Consider the following 21,221-nt stretch of genomic DNA (forward strand, 5'->3'; position numbering starts at 1 on the left):
GCGTGGGAGCCGCTGCGCGGTGACAGCAGGGCGGCGGCCGCGCTCTACATCACCGTCTACACCTTCCACATGCCCGCGTTCATCGTCATCTCCGGCTATTTTTCGCGGAGTTTCGACGCGAGCCCCGGCCGCCTCAAGCGCCTGGTGACGGGCATCGCGGTCCCCTACGTCCTCTTCGAGGTCGCGTACACCTTCTTCAAGCGCTGGGCGGACGACGACCCGACGTACCCGATCAGCCTGCTCGACCCCTGGTACCTCACCTGGTTCCTGGGCGCGTTGTTCGTCTGGCGGCTGACCACCCCGCTGTGGAAGGTCATGCGCCGGCCGCTGCCGATAGCGCTGGCCATCGCCGTGCTCGCGTCCGTGTCGCCGGACATCGGCGACGACCTGGACCTGCAGCGGGTGCTGCAGTTCCTGCCGTTCTTCGTCCTCGGCCTCGTCCTGAAGCCCGAGCACTTCCAGATCGTGCGCCGCAAGGAAGCCCGCATCCTGGCGCTGCCGGTCTTCGCGGGAGCCCTGCTGTTCGCGTACTGGGCGGCGCCACGCATGAACGCCGCCTGGTTCTACCGCCGGGACAGCGCACAGGAGTTGGCCGCGCCCGGCTGGTCCGGGGCCGTGATGACCCTCGCGATGTTCGGCTGCTCGGCGATCCTCGTCGCGTGCTTCTTCGCCTGGGTCCCCGGCCGCAGGCTCTGGTTCACCGCGCTGGGTGCGGGCACGCTCTACGGCTATCTGCTGCACGGGTTCATCGCCAAGGGCTCCCGCTTCTGGGACTGGTACGACCTCGACTGGCTGCACACACCGCTCGGTGAGATCACGGTCACCCTCGGCGCGGCGGCCCTCATCACCGCGCTCTGCACGCCGCCGGTGCAGCGCCTCTTCCGGTTCGCGATGGAGCCCGACATGGAGTGGGCCTTCAAGAAGGACGCGAAGGCGGTGGCACGAGGCCGAGGCATGCACCGGCGGCGCTGACAGGCCTGGATCAGGCTGACAGGCGTGGATCAGGCAGTGGTCAGCTCGTAGAAACCTCTGCCGAACGTCGCGGCCACCAGGCGGTGGTTCCCCGCGTCGTACTCGATGTCGTCCACCGGCACCGCGGGCATCCCGCTGCCCAGGCGCGCCCAGTGGCCTCCCTTCGAGCCGGAGGTGAACACCCCCTGGTCGGTGCCGATGTGGAGCTTGCCGCCCCGTGCGATGACGAGGTCGTTGACGGGCGCGTCCGGCAGGTCGCCCGACAGGTTCCTCCAGTGCGCGCCGCCGTCCGTGCTGCCGTAGACGTGCGGCGTGCCGGAGCCGGAACGGTAGGCGGAGTGGGTGGTGTACACGCGGTCGGCGTCACGCGGGTCGACGACGATGCGGGTCACCCAGGGGAGCCCCTCGGCGAGCTTCGTCCAGTGCGCGCCCCGGTCCTTCGTGACCCAGACGCGGCCGTCGTCCGTGCCGGCGTAGATGCTGCGGCCGTCCGCGGCCGGGGCGATCGAGGTGATCGTGCCGTAGTTGGTGTAGATCGGGTCGGGGCCGGGGCCGCCCGACAGGTCGGGGCTGATGGCCTGCCAGGTGGCACCGCCGTCCGTGGAGCGGTTGAGCACCTCGGAGCCGTAGTAGAGGATCTTCGGATCACGGGGGTCGAAGACGACCGGCGTGAACCAGTTCCTGCGCTGGAACGTCGTCTTGTCCGCGAAGTACGTGAGAGTGTCGCCGCCGTCGGTGGAGCTGAAGCAGTTGCCGTACTGGTAGCAGGCGTAGACGTTGTCCACGTCGGTCGGGTTGATCAGGTTCTCCTCGCCGTCACCGCCGAGGTATTCGTTGAAGCGGTCGCCGCCCCAGGAACGTATCGAGCCGTTGTCCTGTGAGCCGCCGGAGATCCGTGAGGTGTCCTGGGGAGATATCGCCGCGCTGTAGAGCTGGGTGTACGGCTCGTGGCGCGCCTTGACCCAGCCACCGTCGCCTTTCGCGTCGGAGCGGTAGACGCCGCCGTCGTTGCCCAGGTAGACGCGGCCGGGGTGGCGCGGGTCCCAGATCATCGCGTGCTGGTCGACGTGGATGCTGGTGTCGTCGGCCGTCCAGGTGGCGGCGCCGTCCTTCGACGTCATCAGCGGGACTCCGGCGACGTGCACGTGCTCGGCGTCGCGGGGGTCGGTCCAGATCTTGCCGAACCACCAGCCGAACGTGGACTGCGAGTCGGTGAGGTTCTTGTCGGCCGGGGTCCGCTTCCAGGTGTCGCCCGCGTCCGTCGAGGCGTAGAAGCCCTCGAAGGGGCCGTCCGTCTTGTTGACGATGGCGTAGGCGCGCTCCCCCGCGACGGCGAGACCGATCCGTCCCACGTCCGGACCCTGCGCGGGCAGGCCCCCGCCGAGCCGCTTCCACGTCTTGCCGTCGTCGCCGGAGCGGAAGATGCCGGAGCCCTCACCGCCGTAGGTACGGCGTTCCGGCGTGCGGCGGTGGTCCCACAGCACGGCGTACAGCTTCTTGCCCTGGACGACGATCTCGGTGGCGCCGGTGAACTCGTTCGCGCCGGTGAGGATGCGCTGCCAGGTCCTGCCGCCGTTCTCCGAGCGGTAGACGCCGCGGTCGCCGCCGCCGTTGTAGAGCGAACCGGCCGCGGCCACGTAGATGCGCCGGGGGTTGGCCGGGTCCACCGTGATGGCGCTGATCGCGCCCGAGTCGCGCAGCCCGGACCGCTTCCAGTGCTTGCCGCCGTCGGTGCTGCGGTAGAGGCCCGTTCCTTCGTACGTGATGCTGCCGCCGCCGGGGTTGGGCTCGCCGGTCCCCGCGTACAGGGTGCCGTCGGGTCCCGTGGCGAGCGCGCCCATCGACTGCGTCCAGCTGTCGGGCCACGCGGACTTGAAGGTCTGCCCGGCGTCCGTGCTGCGCCAGACGCCGCCGCTGGCCGCGGCTGCGTACAGGGTGTCAGCGCGCTTGGGGTCGAGGGCGAGGGAGACGACGCGCCCGCCGATGTTGGTCGGCCCCACTGACTTCCACCGGCCGCCGGTGGTGGGGAGTTCGCGGGCCTGCGCGGCGGCGTCCTCGTGCGCGTGGCGCGGAATCGACTCTCCCGGGACGGTCTTTTGCAGATAGCGGTACTCGGCGGGCGCGGCCGGGCCGCGTACGGGGCGGTACACGTCCCCCGGTGGCGGGGGCGCCGCGGAGGCCGGCGCCGTGACCAGCAGGACACCCGCGAGCGGGGCGAGGACCAGGTGAAGCAGGCGTCTGCGCATGGGCTCCCTCTTCTTCCTTCTTCGTCCTTAGTCATGGCCACTTCAAGCGGTGCTGACGTTAGGGGAGGGAAGGGAGGAGCAGTAGGTCGCAACCAGGCCGTTGTGGCTGAACTAGTCCGGTGCGGGCCCGAACCGGCGCCGGTACGCCGAGGGGGTAAGCCCTGTCTCGCGGCGCATGAGGGCGCGCAGATTGGCGGTGGTGCCGAGCCCGCTGCGCCGCGCGACCGTTTCGAAGGGCGCCACGCCCCGCTCGATCAACCGGCAGGCCAGCGCGAGACGTTCGCCGGTGAGCCAGGCCAGGGGAGTGGTGCCGAGCTGGGCCTGGAAGCGGCGGTGCAGGGTCGCGGGGCTGAGCGCGGCGCGTGCCGCGAGGTCCGGTACTGAGAGGGGTGAGTCGAGCCGTTCCTGGGCCCAGGCGAGGACCGGCGCAAGCGACTCGTCGGGCACATCCGGCACCGGCCGTTCCACGAACTGCCGCTGACCGCCGTCCCGGTGGGCGGCGAAGACGAGGCGCCGGCTCACCGCGTTGGCGACCTCGGCTCCGTGGTCGCGGCGGACCAGATGCAGCCCGAGGTCGAGGGCTGCGGCGCTGCCCGCGGCGGTGAGGATGTCGCCGTCGTCGACGAAGAGCACGTCCGGTTCGAGCTGTACGCCGGGGAAGCGGGCCCGGAAGTCGTCCGCCCACTGCCAGTGCGCGGTGGCCCGGCGCCCGTCGAGGACACCGGCCTCGGCGAGTGTGAAGGCACCGCTGCAGAACCCGACGAGCCGAGCCCCGCGGGCATGCGCCCGGCGAACCGTGTCTAGGACGGCAGGGCGCCGGGGAACCTCGATGTCGGGCCGATTGGGCACGATCAGGGTGTCCGCGGAGTCCGCCGCGTCCAGTCCCGAGACGCCGGTGAGCGTGAAGAAGCCGTCCCGCATCAGGGTGCGCGGCTCGGGCGAGCACAACGCGAACTCATAGATCTCACGCCCGAGTTCGGGCCTGCGTAGGCCGAATACTTCGGTGGCGCACCCGAGCTCGAAGGGATTGGAGTTGGCGTCGACGATCACGACGACGCGGTGCAGCTCCCCTTCCTCTGGGCCCTGAGAGGATTCTTGCGACATACGCCATTTCTACCACTCACGACAGTGGAGGCGACCGCCGGAAGCTGGACACATGAACAGCCAACCGAACGAACCGATCGCCCTCAGCAAGGCCCTGGCCTCTTTCGACGCCCTGTGGAGCCCCCGCATCGTCACCCGCGTCAACGACTACGACGTACGCGTGGCCAAGGTCGAGGGCGACCACCTCTGGCACGTCCACGACGACACCGACGAGTTCTTCCTGGTCCTGGAGGGCGAACTGCGCATCTCCCTGCGCGAGCCGACCGGCGAACGCACGGTCACCCTCCCCAAGGACGCCGTCTTCACGGTCCCGCACGGCACGGAACACAAGCCGTCCGCCCCGTCCGGCGCCAGGATCCTCGTCTTCGAACCCACAGGCACCCCGACGGTGGGCGACCGCCACGACGAGATCCCGGCCCACGTCGACGCGACGACGGGCCACAGCCTCGAACTCTGAGGGCGGCCCGCCGACCTTCTGGGCAGCGGCACAGATCAGCGGTATGCCAGGTGTTGACCCGTCAACGACGAGAGGGTGGGCCAGACATGTGGACCGCTGGATTCTGGAAGGCCACCGCGGAGCGTGCGCTCCGTACCTTCGCGCAGTCGCTCGCCGCCGTCCTGGTCGCCGGGGCGACCACCCTCCTGGACGTCGAGTGGAAGGCGGCGCTCGCCACCGCGGGGATGGCGACGCTGCTCGCGGTGCTCACGGCGGTCGGCGCCGCGAACGTCGGGGGGCGCGGGCCCGGCATCATGGAGACGCCGTCCGCCCGCGGGGGGCAGGCGGGAGTCTGACGACCGGTCCTAGGGGCTGACCACCCGGCCGGACTCCACCGAAAGCCGCTCGCCCCGGAACCGCTCCCGCAGCCTCCGGTCGTGCGACACCACGACCAGCGTGCCGCGATATCCCGCCAGTGCCTCGTCGAGCTCCTCGACCAGTGCGGGGGAGAGGTGGTTCGTCGGCTCGTCGAGGAGCAGGAGGTCGGCCGGGCGGGTCACCAGGCGGGCCAGCGCCAGGCGTCGGCGCTGGCCCACCGAGAGTCCCTTCACCGGGACCTCCAGGTCCTCCTCGCGGAAGAGGCCGAGGGAGAGGAGCCTCTGGGCGTGGTCCTCGGGCAGGCCCGCCAGGCCCGCCGCGAAGGCGTCGAGCAGGGGCCTCGTCGTGTCCTCGTCGGTGATGTACTCGATCTCCTGCGGCAAGTAGCCGATGCGGGCCGGTAGTTGGGCCTCGCCGTGGTCCGGTGGAAGGACCCCCGCCAGGACGGCGAGCAGTGTCGACTTGCCGGCGCCGTTCGTCCCGGTCACCAGCGTGCGCGAACCGGGATCGAGGAGCAGGCGGTCGACCGTGAGGCGTCCGTCGACCGCGACCTCCGTCAGCGCGACCGGGTGTACGAAGGGGTGGTCGCCGCCCTCGATGCCCTCACCGGGCGTGAAGTGCAGCGGGTCGGGCGGGCGCGGGACCGGATCCGCGTGCAGTCTGCGCAGCCGCTCGCGCGCGTTGCGGACGAGGCCGGAGATCTGCCCCTCCACCGATCGCTGATGGCCCGCGAAGCGGGGACTCTCGCTCATCCGCCAGCCCGTCGCGAGACGGTCGGAACCGCTCTCCGCGAGACGCTCCTGGCGCGCGACCTCCTCGCTCCACTCCCGGTAGCGCTCCTCCCAGCGGCGCCGGGCCGTGGCGCGCTGCTCCAGGTAGCCGTGCCAGCCGCCGCCGAAGCGGGCCACGGACCTGCGGTCGCCGTCGACCTCGACGATCACCTCGGCGACCCGGTCGAGGAAGACCCGGTCGTGGGTGACGGCGACGACCGTGCCCCGGTGGGCGCGCAGCCGCTCCTCCAGCCAGCCGAGCGCCTGATCGTCCAGGTGGTTCGTCGGCTCGTCCAGGAGGAGCAGTTCGGGCTGCGGGGCCAGGACGCAGGCGAGCGCGAGGCGCGCGGCCTCGCCGCCGGAGAGCGAGCCCAGGGGTCGGGAGCGCTCCAGATGCGGTACGCCGAGGCCGTGCAGGGCGGCTTCGAGGCGCGCGTCGGCGCGGTAGCCGTCACGTGCCTCGAAGGCGGCGATGAGGTCTCCGTACGCGGCAAGACCGTCCGGCCCAGCCGAGCCGAGCGAGTCCTCCGCCTCCCGGATCCGCCGCTCCAGGTCCCGCAGTTCGGCCAGCGCGTCGTCCACCGCGTCCTGCACGGTGGCGTGCGGAGGCAGGCGCAGGGTCTGCGCGAGATAGCCGGTGCCGCCCTCCGAGACGACGGCCACCTCGCCGTCGGCGGGCACGAACTCGCCCGCCGTCAGACGCAGGAGCGTCGACTTCCCCGAGCCGTTCTCACCGATGACGCAGGCCTTCTCGCCGGGCCGCACCGCCAGGGAGACCCGTTCCAGGACGGGCCGGTCCGGATAGCCGTACGACACGTCACGCAGGACGAGTTGACTCACGGCGCGCTTCCCCCTCGCTTCAGAACGGCAGCTTCAGTATCGCTTTCAGGCGGGCTGGCCGAACAGCTCCCGCAGTACGTCCTCCATCGTGACCATGCCGGCCAGCCTGCCGTCGGAGCCGAGCACCGCCGCCACGTGCGTGCGGCTGCCGCGCATCGCGGTCAGGACGTCGTCCAGCGGTGTGGTCTCGCGGACCTGGGCGATCTTCCGCATGTCCGGCACCCGGAACGGCAGGTCGCGCGGCATCCGGTCGAGCGCGTCCTTGACGTGCAGATAGCCCACGATGCGACGGCCGTCGTCCACGACGGGGAAGCGCGAGAAGCCGGACTCCGCAGAGAGCCGCTCCAGTTCCTCGGGCGTCACGCCCACCCGGGCGTAGACCACGCTCTCCAGCGGGAGCACCACATCCCTGACGGGACGGCGGCCCAGCTCCAGGGCGTCATGCAGCCGCTCCTGGGCCCGGTCGTCGATCAGACCCGCTTCGCTGGAGTCCCTGACCATCCGGGCCAGCTCGTCGTCCGAGAAGCTCGCGCTCACCTCGTCCTTCGTCTCGACCCTGAGCAGTTTCAGCAGGCCGTTGGCGAACGCGTTGATCGCGAAGATGACCGGGCGAAGCGCCCGCGCGATCGCGACCAGCGGCGGGCCGAGCAGCAGCGCCGTGCGCACTGGCTCGGCCAGCGAGATGTTCTTGGGGATCATCTCGCCGAGCAGCATGTGCAGATACGTCGCGAGCGCCAGGGCGATCACGAACGAGATCGGGTGGACCAGACCGTGCGGCACCCCTACTCCGTCGAACATCGGCTCGAGGAGATGCGCGATGGCCGGTTCGGCGACGATGCCGAGCACCAGCGTGCACAGCGTGATGCCGAGCTGCGCCGCGGCGAGCAGCGCGGAGACGTGCTGCAGACCCCACAGCACGCTCTTGGCCCGCCGGTCGCCGTCCTCGGCGTACGGCTCGATCTGGCTCCTTCGTACGGAGATGAGGGCGAACTCGGCGCCCACGAAGAAGGCGTTGACGACGAGGGTCGCCAGGCCGATCAGCAACTGGACGGCGATCATCGCTCCTCCTCCAGGTGGTCGTCGTGCAGGGGCGCGTGCAGCAGCACGCGGGCCGCGCGGCGGCCACGGGCGTCCACGACGTCGAGCCGCCAGCGGTCCACCTCGACGCTGTCGCCCTTGGCCGGGATGCGGCCCAGCTCGGTCGCGACGAGTCCGGCGAGCGTCTCGTACGGTCCGTCCGGCGCGCGCAGGCCGACGCGGGCCAGCTGGTCGGTGCGGGCCGAGCCGTCGGCGGAGTACGTGGTCCGGCCGTCCTCGTCCGTGCCGGCCGCGGCGATGTCGGGCGTCTCGTGCGGGTCGTGCTCGTCCCGCACCTCGCCGACGACCTCCTCGACGATGTCCTCCAGGGTCGCGACGCCGGCCGTGCCGCCGTACTCGTCGATGACCACGGCCATCGTGCGCTTCCCGGAGAGCCGGTCGAGCAGGCGGTCGACGGTCAGCGACTCCGGTACGAGGAGGGGCTCGCGCATCAGCTCCGCGACGGGGAAGCGGGCCCTGCGCTCGGCCGGGACGGCCAGGACGTCCTTGATGTGCGCGACACCGACGACGGAGTCGAGGTTGCCGCGGTAGACGGGGAAGCGGGACAGGCCCGTCGCCCGGGTGGCGTTCGCGACGTCCTCGCAGGTGGCCATCACGTCGAGCGCCATGACCTGGACGCGCGGCGTCATCACGTTCTCCGCACTGAGGTCGGCGAGGTTCAGGGTGCGGACGAACAGCTCGGCGGTGTCCGCCTCCAGGGAGCCCTCCTTGGCGGAGTGCCGGGCGAGCGCGACCAGCTCCTTGGGGCTGCGCGCGGAGGCCAGCTCCTCGGTGGGCTGGATGCCGAAGCGGCGTACGGAGCGGTTCGCGGTGTTGTTCAGATGCGCGATGAAGGGGCGGAACAGGGAGCTGAACAGGCGCTGCGGTGTCGCCACCCGCTTGGCGACGGCCAGCGGTGACGAGATCGCCCAGTTCTTGGGGACCAGCTCGCCGACGACCATCAGGAAGACGGTCGACAGGGCCGTGCCGATCACCAGGGCGATCGATGAGGCCGCAGAACTGGGGATGCCCATGGCGCGCAGCGGGCCCGAGATCAGCTTGGCGATGGAGGACTCGGAGAGCATGCCGACGACCAGGTTGGTGACGGTGATGCCCAGCTGGGCCCCGGAGAGCTGGAAGGTGAGGTTCTTGACGGCCTTGAGGGCGCCCGCGGCGCCGCGCTCGCCCCGTTCGGCGGCGCGCTCGAGCTCGCTGCGCTCGACCGTCGTGAGGGAGAACTCGGCCGCGACGAAGACCCCGCAGGCCAGCGAGAGCAGCACCGCCACGAGGAGCAGGAGCACTTCGGTCATCGGGTCACCTCCGTCCCATGATCGGGCAGGGACCGGGGGAATGCGCGATGGCGGGTACTGGGAGGCTCGCCCATGGGCGGACGCTCACACCTTTCGTTGACGTTCGAGTGGTCCATCCATATTAAAGGACCTGCAAAGTCCACTCCTGCGGGCTGTCCGCGGGTACCCGCGGCTCGGCCGTTCAGTCGGCGAGGTGCTTCACCCAGCGGCTCCACTGCGGCTGGGGAGCGTAGCCCGCAGCGTGCCACGTGTGGTGCGCCGGCTCATTGCGGTCCAGGACCATGGCGTCGCCGCGGCGCCCGCCGAGGTCCACGAAACGCTCCTCAGCCGCGGCGAGCAGCGCCGAGCCGATGCCCTGGCGGCGGTGGTCCGGGTGTACGGCGAGGCGGTAGAGGTGGCAGCGCCAGCCGTCGAAGCCGGCTATCACGGTCCCGGCGATCCGGCTGTCGCGCTCCGCCAGCAGCAGGGCCTCGGGGTCCCGTGCGACGAGACGGGCCACTCCGGCGTGGTCGTCGCTGATGCTGGTGCCCTCTGCGGCTTCGTGCCAGAAGCGCAGCACGGCGTCGATGTCGGACGGGGTCGCGCAGCGGATGTGGAGATCGCTCATGTGGTGGAGATCGCTCATGGGGAGATGCTGGCGCAAAGTCTGCGCCGAAAGAATTTCTAGAAAATGGCTCTAGAAACAGGGGTGCTTGGTTCAGAATCTGAATCATGGTCAATCCTGAGTCAGAGCCGGTGCACCGACCGGTGCCCGGCCACCCGTACGCCCAGCGACCGCCCTCCGCGGGCCCCAGGCGGAGGTTCGGCGTGGCCCTCGGTGCCGGCGCTGTCGCCCTGGTCCTGATCGGCGTGGGCCTCTACGCCGTCACGCGGGCGGACGGAGAGGGGAGCGGTTCCCGCGAACCCGTCGCGGCGGGGTCGAGCAAGGCGCCGGAGGGCAGGCGGGATTCGGCCCCTGGGGACATGGAGTCCGGCCGGAAGGGTGACGGGAAGGACGGCGGGGCGCCCGGCGACGCCCGGTGAGGCGCCCGGTGAGGCGCCCGGCGGGGTGCCTCAGATGCCATGCCCCCCATGCCCCCACCGCCGGTGACACCCCGGCCGAGCAGCAGACACCCCTACCCGCACCAGCAGTGGAGCCACGATGACGCAGCCCCCGCCGCCCCCTGGGCAGTCCCCGCAGCCCCCTCAGGGCCCCGTGCCTTCGCAGGGAGCCTTTGGCCCGCCCCCGCAAGGCGCCTTCGGCCCGCCTGAGCAGGGGCGGACACCGGGCTTCGGCCCTCCCGTCGGCCCGCCGCCCGGCGGCTTCGGCCCTCCCCACGCCCACCAGCCGATACCGGCGCCCCTCCCGCCGGCGGGCGGAGGAGGCGGACGGCCGGGCCGCCGCACCGCGATCGTCGTCTCTGTCGTCGCCGCGATCGCCCTGATCGTCGGCGGCGGAGTCTGGTACGCCGGCTCGTCCGGCGACGGGTCGAAGGGCAAGACCGCGGCCAGGCCTGGCGGCGACGGCGCGGGGCCCAAGTATGAGAAGCCCAAGGAGAAGGTGCCGAGGGACCCCAAGACCTTCTTCACGACCAAGGCCGTGCAGCCGAAGTTGCCGAAGGGGGAGACCACTTGGAAGGCAGAGGGGTCCTGGCTCACCGACCAGGTGTACGCGAAGGCCTCGGTCGAAGCGATCGTCGGCGTCGACGCCACGTCGGGAAAGGGGCTCTGGCGCCTGCCGAAGCCGGGGGAATCGTGCGCGGGCTCCCCGGACCTGGGCAAGGGCAACATCGCCGTCGTCGTCACGGGGGCGAAGGTGCACGACGACAAGGGCTTCAAGGACGCGTGCACCGAGGTCACCGCCTTCGACGTGGACACCGGCGAGAAGCTCTGGGCCAAGTCGATCACCATCGGCCACCAGAAGGAGAAGACCGTGTTCAACCAGGTCACCATCAGCGGTGACACGGTGGCGGTCGGTGGTCTGTACGGCGGCGCGGCGTTCGACCTGCGCAGCGGGAGGATCCTGTGGGAGCCGAAGCAGGGGGAGAAGTGCCACGATGTCGGCTACGGCGGCGGCGAGCGTCTCGTGGCGGTCCACTCTTGTGGTGATTTCGGCTCGGAGCGCTACCGGGTCGAGGTCTTGGACTCGCGGACGGGTGCGTCGAAGGTGAGCCACAAGCTCCCCGACGGCGTCACCTCACCCAGTGTGATCTCCGCCGATCCCCTGGTCGTCGCCGTCGACTCCGGAAAGATCAGCGGATCGGGTGCGACGGACGTCTTCGCCTTCGACGAGCGCACCAAGCGGCATACGAGGATCGCGCTGCCCGACGACAAGTACCTGCACGAGTGCGGCACCGCGTCCATCGTCCAGGACTGCCGGGGCATCACGGTGGGCAACGGCAAGCTGTACGCCGCTACCGAGGAACGCGACGGGACGAAGAAGTACTCCAGGACGAACGACGTCGTCGCCTTCTCCCTGGCCACGGGGAAGACCACGGGGGAGCGGGCCTCGTCGGGCGACAGCGCGCCGATCTTCCCGATCCGCATGGACGGCGGGGACGTCCTCGTCTACAGGAGCTCCCCGGGCACGCAGGTGGTCTCCCTCGACGGCAGGACCCTGAAGCAGGAGAAGGTGCTGTTGGAGTCCACGACCCGGCCCAGCACGCTGCCGGCCCTGCGGTCCGAAATCGTCTTCACCCACAACAAGCTGTTCGTCAGCTCCGATCTGCTCGCCCAGTACTCCGGGAGCAAGGAAACGATCATGATGTACGGCTTCGCCGCCAAGTAGTCCGCCGGACAGCTCCTACTCGCCGTGCAGCTCCTCGATGACCGGGCCGAACGCCTCGAAGTACGGTTCGAGGGCGGTGAGGTACGACAACCCGAACCGCTCCCGGGAAGGGGCGAGCCATGAACTCTCCTCACGCGTACAGCAGTTGCTGACGACCGCCCCAGTCCATCACTCGTGCGCGATGGCCGCCAGGACATTCATGCGCGATGCGCGCAGCGCGGGCAGCAGTGCCGCCGCGAGGCCGACGACCACCGACCCGATGAGCACCGCGATCACCGTCGTCCAGGGGATCGCGAACGCCGTCATGCCCTGCAGCGCGAGCACCTGCTGCGCGGCGACGCCCCACACCAGACCGAGGGCGAGCCCGAGCAGCGCGCCGAACACCGCGATCACCACCGATTCCAGGCGGATCATCCGGCGCAACTGCCGTCGTGCGAGCCCGATGGCGCGCAGCAGACCGATCTCGCGGGTGCGCTCGACGACCGACAGGGCAAGGGTGTTGATGACGCCGAGGACCGCGATGATGATCGCCAGGCCGAGGAGCGCGTAGACGAGGTAGAGCATCACGGCGATCTGCTCGCGGATCAGTTCCTTGTAGTCGGCCTGGTCGCGGACCTGCACCTGCGGATACGGGTCAAGGGTCTTTTCGAGCCGGTCGCGCAACGTGTCGGCTCCCGTGCCCGAGGCCGCGTTCACGTACACCGCGGAGTCCTGACCGCCCGGCACGAACTCCTCGACAGTCTCCATGCCGAAGAAGAGCCCGCCCTCGAGGCCGAAGCCCTCGGATCCCGGCTGGTCGGTGAGCGCGCCCACTGTCAGCTCGGTCTTGCGACCGCCGGGGAACTCCACCGGCAGCTTGGAACCCACGCGCGCCTTGTGGTCCCGCGCGAAGTCCCGCTGCATGGCGATGTTTCCGGGCGCGAGCGCTTCGGTGGTGCCGCCTTCGACGTACGTGACGCGGGCGACGTCGTCGAGGCGCTCGTCGTAGCCCGCCGCGGTCGTCTCCACGCTCTTGCCGTCCGGCATGGACACCTTCACGGGCGCGAAGCGCTGGCGCACGACGAGCCCGGCGCCCCCGGTGTCCCGCACCTTCTCGGTGATCTCCTGCGAGAACGGCATGAAGTTGCTGTTCTGTACGACGAAGTCGGCGCCCAGCGTCTTGTCGATCTGTTCGTCGAACGACTTGGTCATCGACGCGCTCGCCACCGACATGCCGCTCACCAGGGCCAGGCCCACCATCAGCGCGGCGGCCGTGGCGCCCGTGCGGCGCGGGTTGCGCAGCGCGTTGCGCTGGCTCATCCGGCCGATCGAGCCGAACAGGGCGGGGAACGCGCCGCCGAGCACCCGGATCACCGGGCGGACCAGGAGCGGTCCCGCGATCACGGTGGCGATGAGGGTGAGGACCAGGCCGAGGCCGAGCAGGGACGCGGCCGATGACGTCTTCTCCGCGGTGGCGCAGCCCACGAGAGCGGCGACCCCGGCGGCACCCACGACCAGGCCGATCGCGGCCCGGATCTTCAACGGCCGTCCCACACCCGCGATCTCGGCATCCGCGAGCGCGGCCATCGGCGAGACCTGGGCCGCGCGACGGGCCGGGAGGTACGCCGCGACGAACGTGACGCCGACCCCGACGACGTACGAGGCCACGGGAGTTCCCCACCCGATGACCATTTCGGTGGACTTCAGGTTCATCCCGAGCAGGCCCATCAGTTCGATGAGCCCGGCCGCGAGTCCGATGCCCGCCGCTAGGCCGACCGTCGAGCCGACCACGCCGAGCAGGACCGCCTCGGTGAGCACGGAGCGGCGCACCTGCCTGCGGTCGGCGCCGAGAGCGCGCAGCAGGCCCAGTTCGCGGGTGCGCTGCGCGATCAGCATCGAGAAGGTGTTGACGATCAGGAAGATGCCGACCAGGACGGCGATCCCGGCGAAGCCCAGCATCACGTACTTGATGACGTCGAGGAATCCGCCGAGTTCGGACGCCGCCGATTCGGCCTGTTCGTCGGCGGTCTTGAGGTCGTAGCCCGAGCCCAGTTCGGCGGTGATACGGCGCTTGAGCTCGGTGTCGCTCACTCCGGCCGCGGCGTCCACCGAGATGCCCGTCGCCGCGTCCTTGTCGCCCAGGAGTTCACGCTGGGCGGTCGGGGTGTCCAGGAAGACCAGGGCCGCGCCGGGGTTGGTGGTGGTGAAGGTGACGATGCCGACGATCTCGACCTTGAACGAGCCGGGCGCGGCGAGCACCGTGAGGGTGTCGCCGATCGCCACGTCCTTCTTGTCGGCCGTGTCCGCGTCGAGCAACGCCTGGTTCTCGCCGCGCGGGGGTTGTCCCGAGGTCAGCTCGACGGGGCTGCGGTCGGTCACGTACCAGTTGGTGGCGATGGTGGGGGCGCCGGTGGTGGGGCCCACCGGGTCGTTCTTGCTGTCGACGACCGTGATGTTCTCGACGGCCGTGTCGACACGGGTCCTCGCGACCCCGTTGATCTCGGCGATGCGGTCGGCGAGTTTCGCGGGGATCGTCGGGGTCTGCCCCGAAGGCACCGCCTCGTCGAGGTCCTCCTTCGGCTCGACGGTCACGTCGGCGGACGTCGAGGCGAAGAGCCGGTCGAACGTGCGGGACACGGTGTCCGAGAAGATGAGGCTGCCCGCGACGAACGCGACCGAGAGGATCACGGCGAGGGCGGAGAGCAGCAGCCTGCCCTTGTGTGCGAGGAAGCTCCTGAGCGTCGCCTTCAGCATGGCCGCGGACCGCCTAGTCCCGGCCCGGTGTGCTGTCGGCGTCCGGACCGGCGTCGGGTTCGGCCCGGCTCTCGTGCGGCAGTGCGTGGATCACGTCGAACCGCTTGAGGCGTTCGAGGACCGACTCCGCCGTCGGGCGCGGCATCTCGTCGACGATCCGGCCGTCGGCGAGGAAGAGCACCAGGTCGGCGTGGGCGGCGGCGCCCGGGTCGTGGGTCACCATGACGACGCTCTGCTCCAGCTTGTCGACGGCCTCGCGCAGGAAGCCGAGCACTTCCAGGCCCGCGCGCGAGTCGAGGTTGCCGGTCGGCTCGTCCGCGAAGATCAGCTCGGGGCGCGAGGCGAGCGCCCGCGCACAGGCCACGCGCTGCTGCTGGCCGCCGGAGAGCTGGGCGGGCCGGTGCTTGAGGCGGTCGCGCAGGCCGAGCGTGTCGATGACGTGCTCCAGCCACTTCCGGTCCGGTCGCTGGCCCGCGATGTCCATCGGGAGGGTGATGTTCTCGATGGCGTTGAGGGTGGGGATGAGGTTGAAGGACTGGAACATGAATCCGATGCGGTCCCGCCGCAGCTGCGTCAGCTCCCGCTCCTTGAGCCCGGTGATCTCGGTGTCGCCGAGCCAGACCTGCCCCGCGGAGACGGTGTCGAGGCCCGCGAGCAGATGCATGAGTGTGGACTTTCCGGAGCCGGACGGGCCCATGACCGCGGTGAATCGGCCGCGTGCGATGTCCACGTCGACCGAGTCGAGGGCGAGCACGGTGGTCTCGCCGGAGCCGTATGCCTTGGTCAGACCGCGTGCGCGCGCGGCGATCTTGGTGGGCTCCGCGAGACCGGTGACCGGTGCCGAAGCAGGTGTGGACAAGGCCGCCTCCTGGGTCGTGGCCGTTCCAACTCCCGTAATCCTGCCGAGAGTAGAGGGTCGGGACGGGCGCCGGTATCCCTCCAAGGTCGTGAACCGGATACGCATGTAAGGGGCACAGGACGGGCTCCTCTCCAGTGCGCCCCGCACGCTCCCATGCCCTCTTGCCGGTGCTAGCGCCGCAGCGCTAGCTTGAGGGCATGGCGAAGACCCAGCTGAACGTACGGGTGGACGAAGACACCGCTCGGGCCGCGCGCGAGCGCGCGCTGGCCCGCGGGATGAGCGTCAACCGCTACATCGAGGAACTGGTCAAACAGGACGCCGGCGAGGTCGGCCACACATTCGTCGAGGCCGCGGCCGACTTCATGAAGCAGTACGAATCCGTCTTCGCCGAAGAGTTCGGTGCCGAGCGCGAGGGTCGTCGTTGAGCCCTTGAACCTCAGAATCGATCTTGCCTGGCTGTTGATGATCGCCGAACACAAGACGCCCGGAGACCCGCAGGTCACCGACTGGGGTGCCCTGGTGGCCGCCGTCAGCCGGCACGAGGCGGAGATATTCGGCGTGCCCGTCTACGAAAGCCCGTACGACCGGGCCGCGGCCCTGCTCCAGGTCCTGCTGCACATCCCGGCCCTGGAGCGCTCCAACGCCCTCTTCGCCTCGTCCGTCGCGTACGCCTATCTGGTCGCAAGCGGCCTGAAGGTCGTCACCTCGCCCGAGCAGGTGCGCGAACTGGCACGCCTGGTGAAGGAGGACGGGGCGGGCGTGCGCGCCATCGCGGACGAGCTGCGCAAGTGGAGCCTGTAGCTCAAGTGGAGCCTGTAGCTACAGGTCGGTGGCCCGCGGGTGGCGCGGCTCGTACAGGCCGACCTCGCCGCCGCCCGGCAGCCGGAAGCGGGTGAGCAGGCCCCAGCCGGCGTCCGTGACCGGTTCGGTGAACTGCACGCCCTTGGCGGTCAGTTCACGCACCGTCCCCTCCACGTCGTCGCACATCAGATAGAGCTCGTGCGACCCAGGACCCGCCGTGGGATGGACCGCGGCCTCGGCCGGCGGCAGCTTGAAGATCAGCCAGCCGCCGCCCGCGTCGACGTGGGGGTACTCCAGTACGTCGCGGAAGAACGCTCGGTCGGCTTCGGCGTCGTTGCTGTAGATGATGAGGTGTGCGCCATTGATCATGCGGCGAGGATAAGTTCGGCAGGAGAGAGCCGCACGCCGGGCCGCACGCCGGGCCGCACCTCAGGAGGACGCCATGCCAGCCGCCATCCAGCCGATGATCATCACTCCTGATCTCGACCGCCTGCTGCGGTTCTACCAGGAACTGCTCGGCGCCAAGGAGGTGTCGAGGACCCCGGAGGACGGACCCGCGTTCTTCGTGGACCTGCGCATCGGTGACGCGGAGCTCGGCGTCGTCTCGGACACGAGTATCCCGCTCGGCACGCCGCAGCGGATTCTGCTGAGCGTGGCGGTGGAGGCGGTGGACGACCTCCTCGAGCGGGTCGAATCCCTGGGCGGCGAAGCGCTTGGCCCCGCCAACGACATGCCGTGGGGGCAGCGTGTCGCGCACATCAAGGACCCGGACGGCAACGCGGTCAACCTCACGCAGGTCATCTGACGTTCCTGCCCGCCGCTGTCGTCAGTCGCTCTTCGGCCGCCGGGCCGTGCCGAGCACGCAGTACGAGGTGGGCAGCTTCGGGCCCCTCGGAGGCACCAAAAGACGACGGTACGGGCCGAGTTCGAAGCCCGCGGCGCGCAGGGCGGCCACCGTGTCCCGTGCGACGTGACAGCCGCCGAAGAGCAGGGGCCAGACGGTGCGGTCCAGGGCGCGCTGCGCCCTTGCCATGCCCGCGCCCGGAGCCACGCCGTGCTCGAAGAACCGCAGCTCGCCGCCGGGCCGCAGGACGCGACGCAGCTCGCCCAGGGCGCGGGGCACGTCCCGCACGCTGCACAGCACCAGCGAGGCCACGGCGCCGTCGAAGGCCTCGCTCTTGACGGGCAGCGCCTCGGCGGCGCCGGGCACGACGTCGACCGGTACGTCGGCCCGCACGGCCGCGGACGCGGCCAACTGCCGCAGAGTGCGCTCGGGTTCGATGGCCACGACCTCGGAGACCGCTTCCGGGTAGTGCGCGAAGTTCAGCCCGTTCCCCGCGCCGACCTCGATCACGCGCCCGGAGAGACCGGCGAGGAGTTCCTTGCGGTACGCGGCGACAACGCGCTCGGCGGCCACGCTCTGACGGGCGTAGAAACGGGCGAATACGGGGTGGTGCACGGCGTCCCGGGACGCTGCCTTGGCGGAACGAGGTGACATGGGCCCTCCTCGACGGGGCGAGCGGATACCGCAATGGTGCCCCGGCACGGCGGTTTTTCCCCACGCCGACGCGAACGACTGGCGCCGGACGGCCCGGAACCGCCCCACCTACGGGGCGTTCGGCCTCCGCGAGTCCCGATCCGGAGCCCTCAGTGCGTCGATCCCACCCCAGACCCATCCGGCACCTCGCGCGCAGCGAACGCCGCTCCGTCCCACGTGCCGCCCAGTTCCGGGCCGAGCCAGCTTCCCGCCCGGGTGCGGAAGGCGGTGCGCGGCAGGGAGCCCGCCCCCTCTGGTACCGCCCCCAGCAGGGGTGCGCCCGCGGCCTCCGGGAGGTCCGCCAGGTTGCAGTGGGCTGCCAGGTCCGGTGTGGTGGGCCAGCTGCCGATCGTGACGCCGAGGGGGGTCAGGTCGCGGGCCCGTAGTGCTTCCGTGGTGAGTGCCGTCGCGTTCAGTGTGCCCAGGCCCGCCGGCGCCACCACCAGGACCGGCGCATCGAGGAGGCGCGCGGCGTCGGCGAGGGTGGCGCCCTCGTCGTCGTAGCGGACGAGCAGGCCGCCCGCGCCCTCGACGAGGACCAGGTCGTGCTCCGTCGCGAGTTTCTGCGCCGCCTCGGCCACCTCGTACGGGCGCACCGGCGCCATGCCCGCCCGCCGCGCCGCGGTGTTCGGCGCCAACGGCTCCGGAAAGCGGGCGAGTTCGAGGGTGGTGATCTCGTCGCCCGCCAGACGCGTCACCTCCTGCGCGTCGCCAGGCTCGCCGGGCGCCACCCCCGTCTGCGCGGGCTTGAGCACCGCGACGCTGCGCCCCGCGGCGAGCGCGAGGGCGGCCACGGCGGCCGTGGTCACCGTCTTGCCGATCTCGGTGCCCGTCCCGGACACCACGATGACCGTCATGTCTGCTCAGCCCTCCCTTGCCGCCGCGCACACCGCGCGCCCGATCCGTGCCACGTCGTCGTCGCTCGTGACGAACGGCGGCATCGTGTAGATGAGGTCGCGGAACGGCCGCACCCACACCCCCTCGCGTGTCGCGGCACGCGTGGCCGCCGCCATGTCCACGTCGTGGTCGAGCTGTACGACGCCGATCGCGCCGAGCACCCGTACGTCCCGCACGCCCGGCAGCCCCGCCGCCTCGGCGAGGGTGTCGCGCAGGCCCGTCTCGATGCGCTTGACCTCGGTCTGCCAGTCCTGCCCGATCAGCAGCTCGATGGAGGCGCAGGCCACCGCGGCGGCGAGCGGATTGCCCATGAACGTCGGGCCGTGGGCCAGGACGGGCACCTCGCCCCGCGAGATGCCGTCCGCGACCCGCGCCGTGCACAGCGTGGCCGCCAGCGTCATATAGCCGCCGGTCAGCGCCTTGCCCAGGCACATCACATCGGGCGTGACGCCCGCGTGGTCCGCGGCGAACAGCGTGCCGGTGCGGCCGAAGCCCGTGGCGATCTCGTCGAACACGAGCAGCACGTCGTGCTCGTCGCAGGCCTCCCGCAACACCCGCAGGTACGTGGGGGAGTGGAACCGCATGCCGCCGGCGCCCTGCACCACCGGCTCCACGATCACGGCGGCCAGCTCGTCGGCGTGGCGCCCGATCAGCTCCCGGAGGTGCTCGGCGTACGCGTCGTCGTACGCCTCATAACCCGTCGGCGGTGCCTGTGCGAACACCTGCACGGGCAGCGCCCCCTGCCACAGCTCGTGCATGCCGCCCTCGGGGTCGCACACCGACATGGGCTGCCAGGTGTCCCCGTGGTAGCCGCCCCGCCAGGTCAGCAGCCGCCGCTTGGCCGGGCGGCCCAGCGAGCGCCAGTGCTGCAGGCACATCTTGACCGCGACCTCGACCGACACCGAACCCGAGTCCGCGAGGAAGACGTGCTCGAGGCCCTCCGGCGACACGTCGACAAGGTGCTTCGCCAGGCGGACGGCGGGCTCATGGGTGAGCCCGCCGAACATGACGTGGCTCATCTTGTCCAGCTGACCGCGCACCGCGTCGTTGAGCACGGGGTGGTTGTAGCCGTGGATCGCCGACCACCAGGACGACATGCCGTCGACCAACTCGCCCGCGTCGCCCGCGAGTCGGAGCCGCACGCCGCTCGCCGACTCGACGACCAGAGGCTCCTGGCGGCCGGGCATGGGACCGTACGGGTGCCACACGTGACGGCGGTCGAGGTCGAGCAGTTCGGGCACGGAGAGGTCAGGCATTGGGCGCGAGATCCGTTCCCGCGCCCCGACGGCGTACCGCCACCAGGTCCGTGCGCGCCTCGGAAACCTCAACGACCTCCGAAACCTCAACAACCTCGGAAACCTCAGCCGTCTCAGCGGACGGCTCGGACGGCGTGGAAGAACCGCAAGGCCCGCACCCGCCACCGCTGTCCCCGTGGGATCCGCACCCCGCCGCGGCGAGCGCGTCCGCGCGGTGCTCCGGCAGCGTGACCGTGTCCGTGCCCTCGACCTCGAAACCGGCGTCAGCGATCATCTCCAGGTCGGTCTTGCCCGCCTGGCCCTCGCTGGTCAGGTAGTCGCCCAGGAAGATCGAGTTGGCGAGGTGCAGCGCCAGGGGTTGCATCGTGCGCAGGTGCACCTCGCGTCCGCCCGCGATGCGTACCTCCACGTCGGGGCAGACGAAGCGGACCATCGCCAGGATGCGCAGGCAGCGCTGCGGGGTGAGGTTCCACTCCTTGGCCAGCGGGGTGCCCTCGAAGGGGATCAGGAAGTTGACCGGCACCGAGTCGGGGTCGAGGTCGCGCAGCGCGTAGACCACGTCCACGAGGTCCTCGTCCGTCTCGCCCATGCCCGCGATCAGACCCGAACAGGCGGAGAGGCCCGCGGCCTGCGCCTGCTGCACGGTGTCCACGCGGTCGGCGTACGTGTGGGTCGTGGTGATCTCGCCGTACGTCGCCTCGGACGTGTTGAGGTTGTGGTTGTACGCGTCCGCGCCCGCCGTGCGCAGTTTGTCCGCCTGGCCCGCGGAGAGCAGGCCCAGGCATGCGCACACCTCGACGCCTTCGTTGCTCTCCTTGATCGCCTCGATGGTCTTCGAGACCCGGTCGACGTCGCGGTCGGTCGGCCCGCGTCCGCTGGCCACCAGACAGACCCGCTTGGCTCCGCCCGCCACCCCGGCCGCCGCGGCCTGCGAGGCCTCGTCGGGCTTCAGCCAGGTGTACTTGAGGATGCCGGCCGTCGAGCCCAGACGCTGCGAACAGTACGAACAGTCCTCCGGGCAGAGACCCGACTTGAGATTGACCAGATAGTTGAGTTTCACCCGCCGCCCGAACCACTGCCGCCGTACCTTCCCGGCGGCGGAGACCACGTCGAGAAGCTCGTCGTCGGAGGTGGCCAGCACGGCCAGCGCCTCGTCACGGGTCGGCAACTCGCGCCGAAGCCCCTTGTCCACCAGCGTGTTCAGCAGATCCATGGCGCTGATCCTTACGTAAGACAGC

General features: G+C 70.8%; 21 protein-coding genes. 8 read left to right on the forward strand and 13 right to left on the reverse strand.

The annotated features are described in order from the left end of the window. The coding region (locus AC5P1C_RS33255; protein ID WP_493869683.1) for an acyltransferase family protein at positions 1 to 972 on the forward strand (972 nt) is incomplete at its 5' end. 29 nt (positions 973 to 1,001) lie between these two features. Here AC5P1C_RS33255 and AC5P1C_RS33260 read toward each other — a convergent pair. Further along, positions 1,002 to 3,218 carry a WD40/YVTN/BNR-like repeat-containing protein gene (locus AC5P1C_RS33260; protein ID WP_493869684.1) on the reverse strand — a complete coding sequence of 739 codons (2,217 nt, stop codon included), beginning with the start codon at positions 3,216 to 3,218 and terminating at the stop codon, positions 1,002 to 1,004. 111 nt (positions 3,219 to 3,329) lie between these two features. Beyond that, positions 3,330 to 4,322, reverse strand: a complete 993-nt coding sequence (locus AC5P1C_RS33265; protein WP_493869685.1) for a GlxA family transcriptional regulator — start codon at positions 4,320 to 4,322, stop codon at positions 3,330 to 3,332. Positions 4,323 to 4,374: 52 nt separating this feature from the next. Between AC5P1C_RS33265 and AC5P1C_RS33270 the strand changes: the two genes are divergently transcribed. Together AC5P1C_RS33270 and AC5P1C_RS33275 are read left to right on the forward strand one after the other, a co-directional pair. Further along, positions 4,375 to 4,779, forward strand: coding sequence for a cupin domain-containing protein (locus AC5P1C_RS33270; protein ID WP_493869686.1), 405 nt, complete (start codon positions 4,375 to 4,377; stop codon positions 4,777 to 4,779). Between the two features lie 86 nt (positions 4,780 to 4,865). Then, entirely contained in the window at positions 4,866 to 5,114 is a 249-nt protein-coding gene (locus AC5P1C_RS33275; protein ID WP_493869687.1) for a holin, read from the forward strand. 9 nt (positions 5,115 to 5,123) lie between these two features. On the opposite strand, the gene abc-f is transcribed toward AC5P1C_RS33275, so the two are convergent. The 4 genes from abc-f to AC5P1C_RS33295 form a co-directional block, all read right to left on the reverse strand. Beyond that, positions 5,124 to 6,746, reverse strand: coding sequence for a ribosomal protection-like ABC-F family protein (gene abc-f, locus AC5P1C_RS33280; RefSeq protein ID WP_493869688.1), 1,623 nt, complete (start codon positions 6,744 to 6,746; stop codon positions 5,124 to 5,126). Between the two features lie 45 nt (positions 6,747 to 6,791). Further along, the gene (locus tag AC5P1C_RS33285) at positions 6,792 to 7,805 is read right to left on the reverse strand and encodes a hemolysin family protein (RefSeq protein ID WP_493869689.1); all 1,014 of its coding nucleotides are present in this window, start codon (positions 7,803 to 7,805) and stop codon (positions 6,792 to 6,794) included. Then, positions 7,802 to 9,133: a hemolysin family protein gene (locus tag AC5P1C_RS33290; protein WP_493869690.1), complete on the reverse strand. Its 1,332-nt coding sequence runs from the start codon at positions 9,131 to 9,133 to the stop codon at positions 7,802 to 7,804. The genes AC5P1C_RS33285 and AC5P1C_RS33290 overlap by 4 nt, the downstream gene beginning before the upstream one ends. 181 nt (positions 9,134 to 9,314) lie before the next feature. Next, positions 9,315 to 9,740 (reverse strand): GNAT family N-acetyltransferase, encoded by a 426-nt coding sequence (locus AC5P1C_RS33295; protein ID WP_493869773.1) that lies wholly within the window; start codon positions 9,738 to 9,740, stop codon positions 9,315 to 9,317. Positions 9,741 to 9,844: 104 nt separating this feature from the next. Here AC5P1C_RS33295 and AC5P1C_RS33300 point away from each other — a divergent pair, with 104 nt between their 5' ends. Together AC5P1C_RS33300 and AC5P1C_RS33305 are read left to right on the forward strand one after the other, a co-directional pair. After that, positions 9,845 to 10,156: a hypothetical protein gene (locus tag AC5P1C_RS33300; RefSeq protein WP_493869691.1), complete on the forward strand. Its 312-nt coding sequence runs from the start codon at positions 9,845 to 9,847 to the stop codon at positions 10,154 to 10,156. Between the two features lie 118 nt (positions 10,157 to 10,274). Beyond that, the gene (locus AC5P1C_RS33305; RefSeq protein ID WP_493869692.1) at positions 10,275 to 11,900 is read left to right on the forward strand and encodes an outer membrane protein assembly factor BamB family protein; all 1,626 of its coding nucleotides are present in this window, start codon (positions 10,275 to 10,277) and stop codon (positions 11,898 to 11,900) included. Positions 11,901 to 12,068: 168 nt separating this feature from the next. Here AC5P1C_RS33305 and AC5P1C_RS33310 read toward each other — a convergent pair whose 3' ends face one another. After that, the gene (locus tag AC5P1C_RS33310; RefSeq protein ID WP_493869693.1) at positions 12,069 to 14,633 is read right to left on the reverse strand and encodes an ABC transporter permease; all 2,565 of its coding nucleotides are present in this window, start codon (positions 14,631 to 14,633) and stop codon (positions 12,069 to 12,071) included. Positions 14,634 to 14,646: 13 nt separating this feature from the next. Continuing rightward, a complete protein-coding gene (locus AC5P1C_RS33315; protein ID WP_493869694.1) occupies positions 14,647 to 15,492 on the reverse strand; it encodes an ABC transporter ATP-binding protein in 846 nt (281 codons plus the stop codon). A gap of 197 nt (positions 15,493 to 15,689) precedes the next feature. On the opposite strand from AC5P1C_RS33315, the gene AC5P1C_RS33320 reads away from it, so the two are divergent. Both AC5P1C_RS33320 and AC5P1C_RS33325 read left to right on the forward strand, forming a co-directional pair. Further along, positions 15,690 to 15,917, forward strand: a complete 228-nt coding sequence (locus AC5P1C_RS33320; RefSeq protein WP_493869695.1) for an antitoxin — start codon at positions 15,690 to 15,692, stop codon at positions 15,915 to 15,917. Positions 15,918 to 15,921: 4 nt separating this feature from the next. Beyond that, a complete protein-coding gene (locus AC5P1C_RS33325) occupies positions 15,922 to 16,293 on the forward strand; it encodes a fic family toxin-antitoxin system, toxin component (protein ID WP_493869696.1) in 372 nt (123 codons plus the stop codon). A gap of 18 nt (positions 16,294 to 16,311) precedes the next feature. On the opposite strand, the gene AC5P1C_RS33330 is transcribed toward AC5P1C_RS33325, so the two are convergent. Continuing rightward, positions 16,312 to 16,662 carry a VOC family protein gene (locus AC5P1C_RS33330; protein ID WP_493869697.1) on the reverse strand — a complete coding sequence of 117 codons (351 nt, stop codon included), beginning with the start codon at positions 16,660 to 16,662 and terminating at the stop codon, positions 16,312 to 16,314. A 73-nt stretch (positions 16,663 to 16,735) separates the two neighbouring features. On the opposite strand from AC5P1C_RS33330, the gene AC5P1C_RS33335 reads away from it, so the two are divergent. Beyond that, a complete protein-coding gene (locus AC5P1C_RS33335; protein ID WP_493869698.1) occupies positions 16,736 to 17,098 on the forward strand; it encodes a VOC family protein in 363 nt (120 codons plus the stop codon). Between the two features lie 21 nt (positions 17,099 to 17,119). Here AC5P1C_RS33335 and AC5P1C_RS33340 read toward each other — a convergent pair whose 3' ends face one another. The 4 genes from AC5P1C_RS33340 to bioB form a co-directional block, all read right to left on the reverse strand. After that, positions 17,120 to 17,791 carry a class I SAM-dependent methyltransferase gene (locus tag AC5P1C_RS33340; RefSeq protein WP_493869699.1) on the reverse strand — a complete coding sequence of 224 codons (672 nt, stop codon included), beginning with the start codon at positions 17,789 to 17,791 and terminating at the stop codon, positions 17,120 to 17,122. Positions 17,792 to 17,940: 149 nt separating this feature from the next. Beyond that, on the reverse strand, positions 17,941 to 18,687 hold the full coding sequence (gene bioD / locus AC5P1C_RS33345; protein ID WP_493869700.1) for a dethiobiotin synthase: 747 nt from the start codon (positions 18,685 to 18,687) through the stop codon (positions 17,941 to 17,943). Between the two features lie 6 nt (positions 18,688 to 18,693). Beyond that, positions 18,694 to 19,983 carry an adenosylmethionine--8-amino-7-oxononanoate transaminase gene (locus AC5P1C_RS33350; protein WP_493869701.1) on the reverse strand — a complete coding sequence of 430 codons (1,290 nt, stop codon included), beginning with the start codon at positions 19,981 to 19,983 and terminating at the stop codon, positions 18,694 to 18,696. Continuing rightward, positions 19,976 to 21,196 (reverse strand): biotin synthase BioB, encoded by a 1,221-nt coding sequence (gene bioB / locus AC5P1C_RS33355; protein ID WP_493869702.1) that lies wholly within the window; start codon positions 21,194 to 21,196, stop codon positions 19,976 to 19,978. The genes AC5P1C_RS33350 and bioB overlap by 8 nt, the downstream gene beginning before the upstream one ends. Positions 21,197 to 21,221 lie beyond the last annotated feature (25 nt).

Source organism: Streptomyces sp. A18, assembly GCF_059026065.1.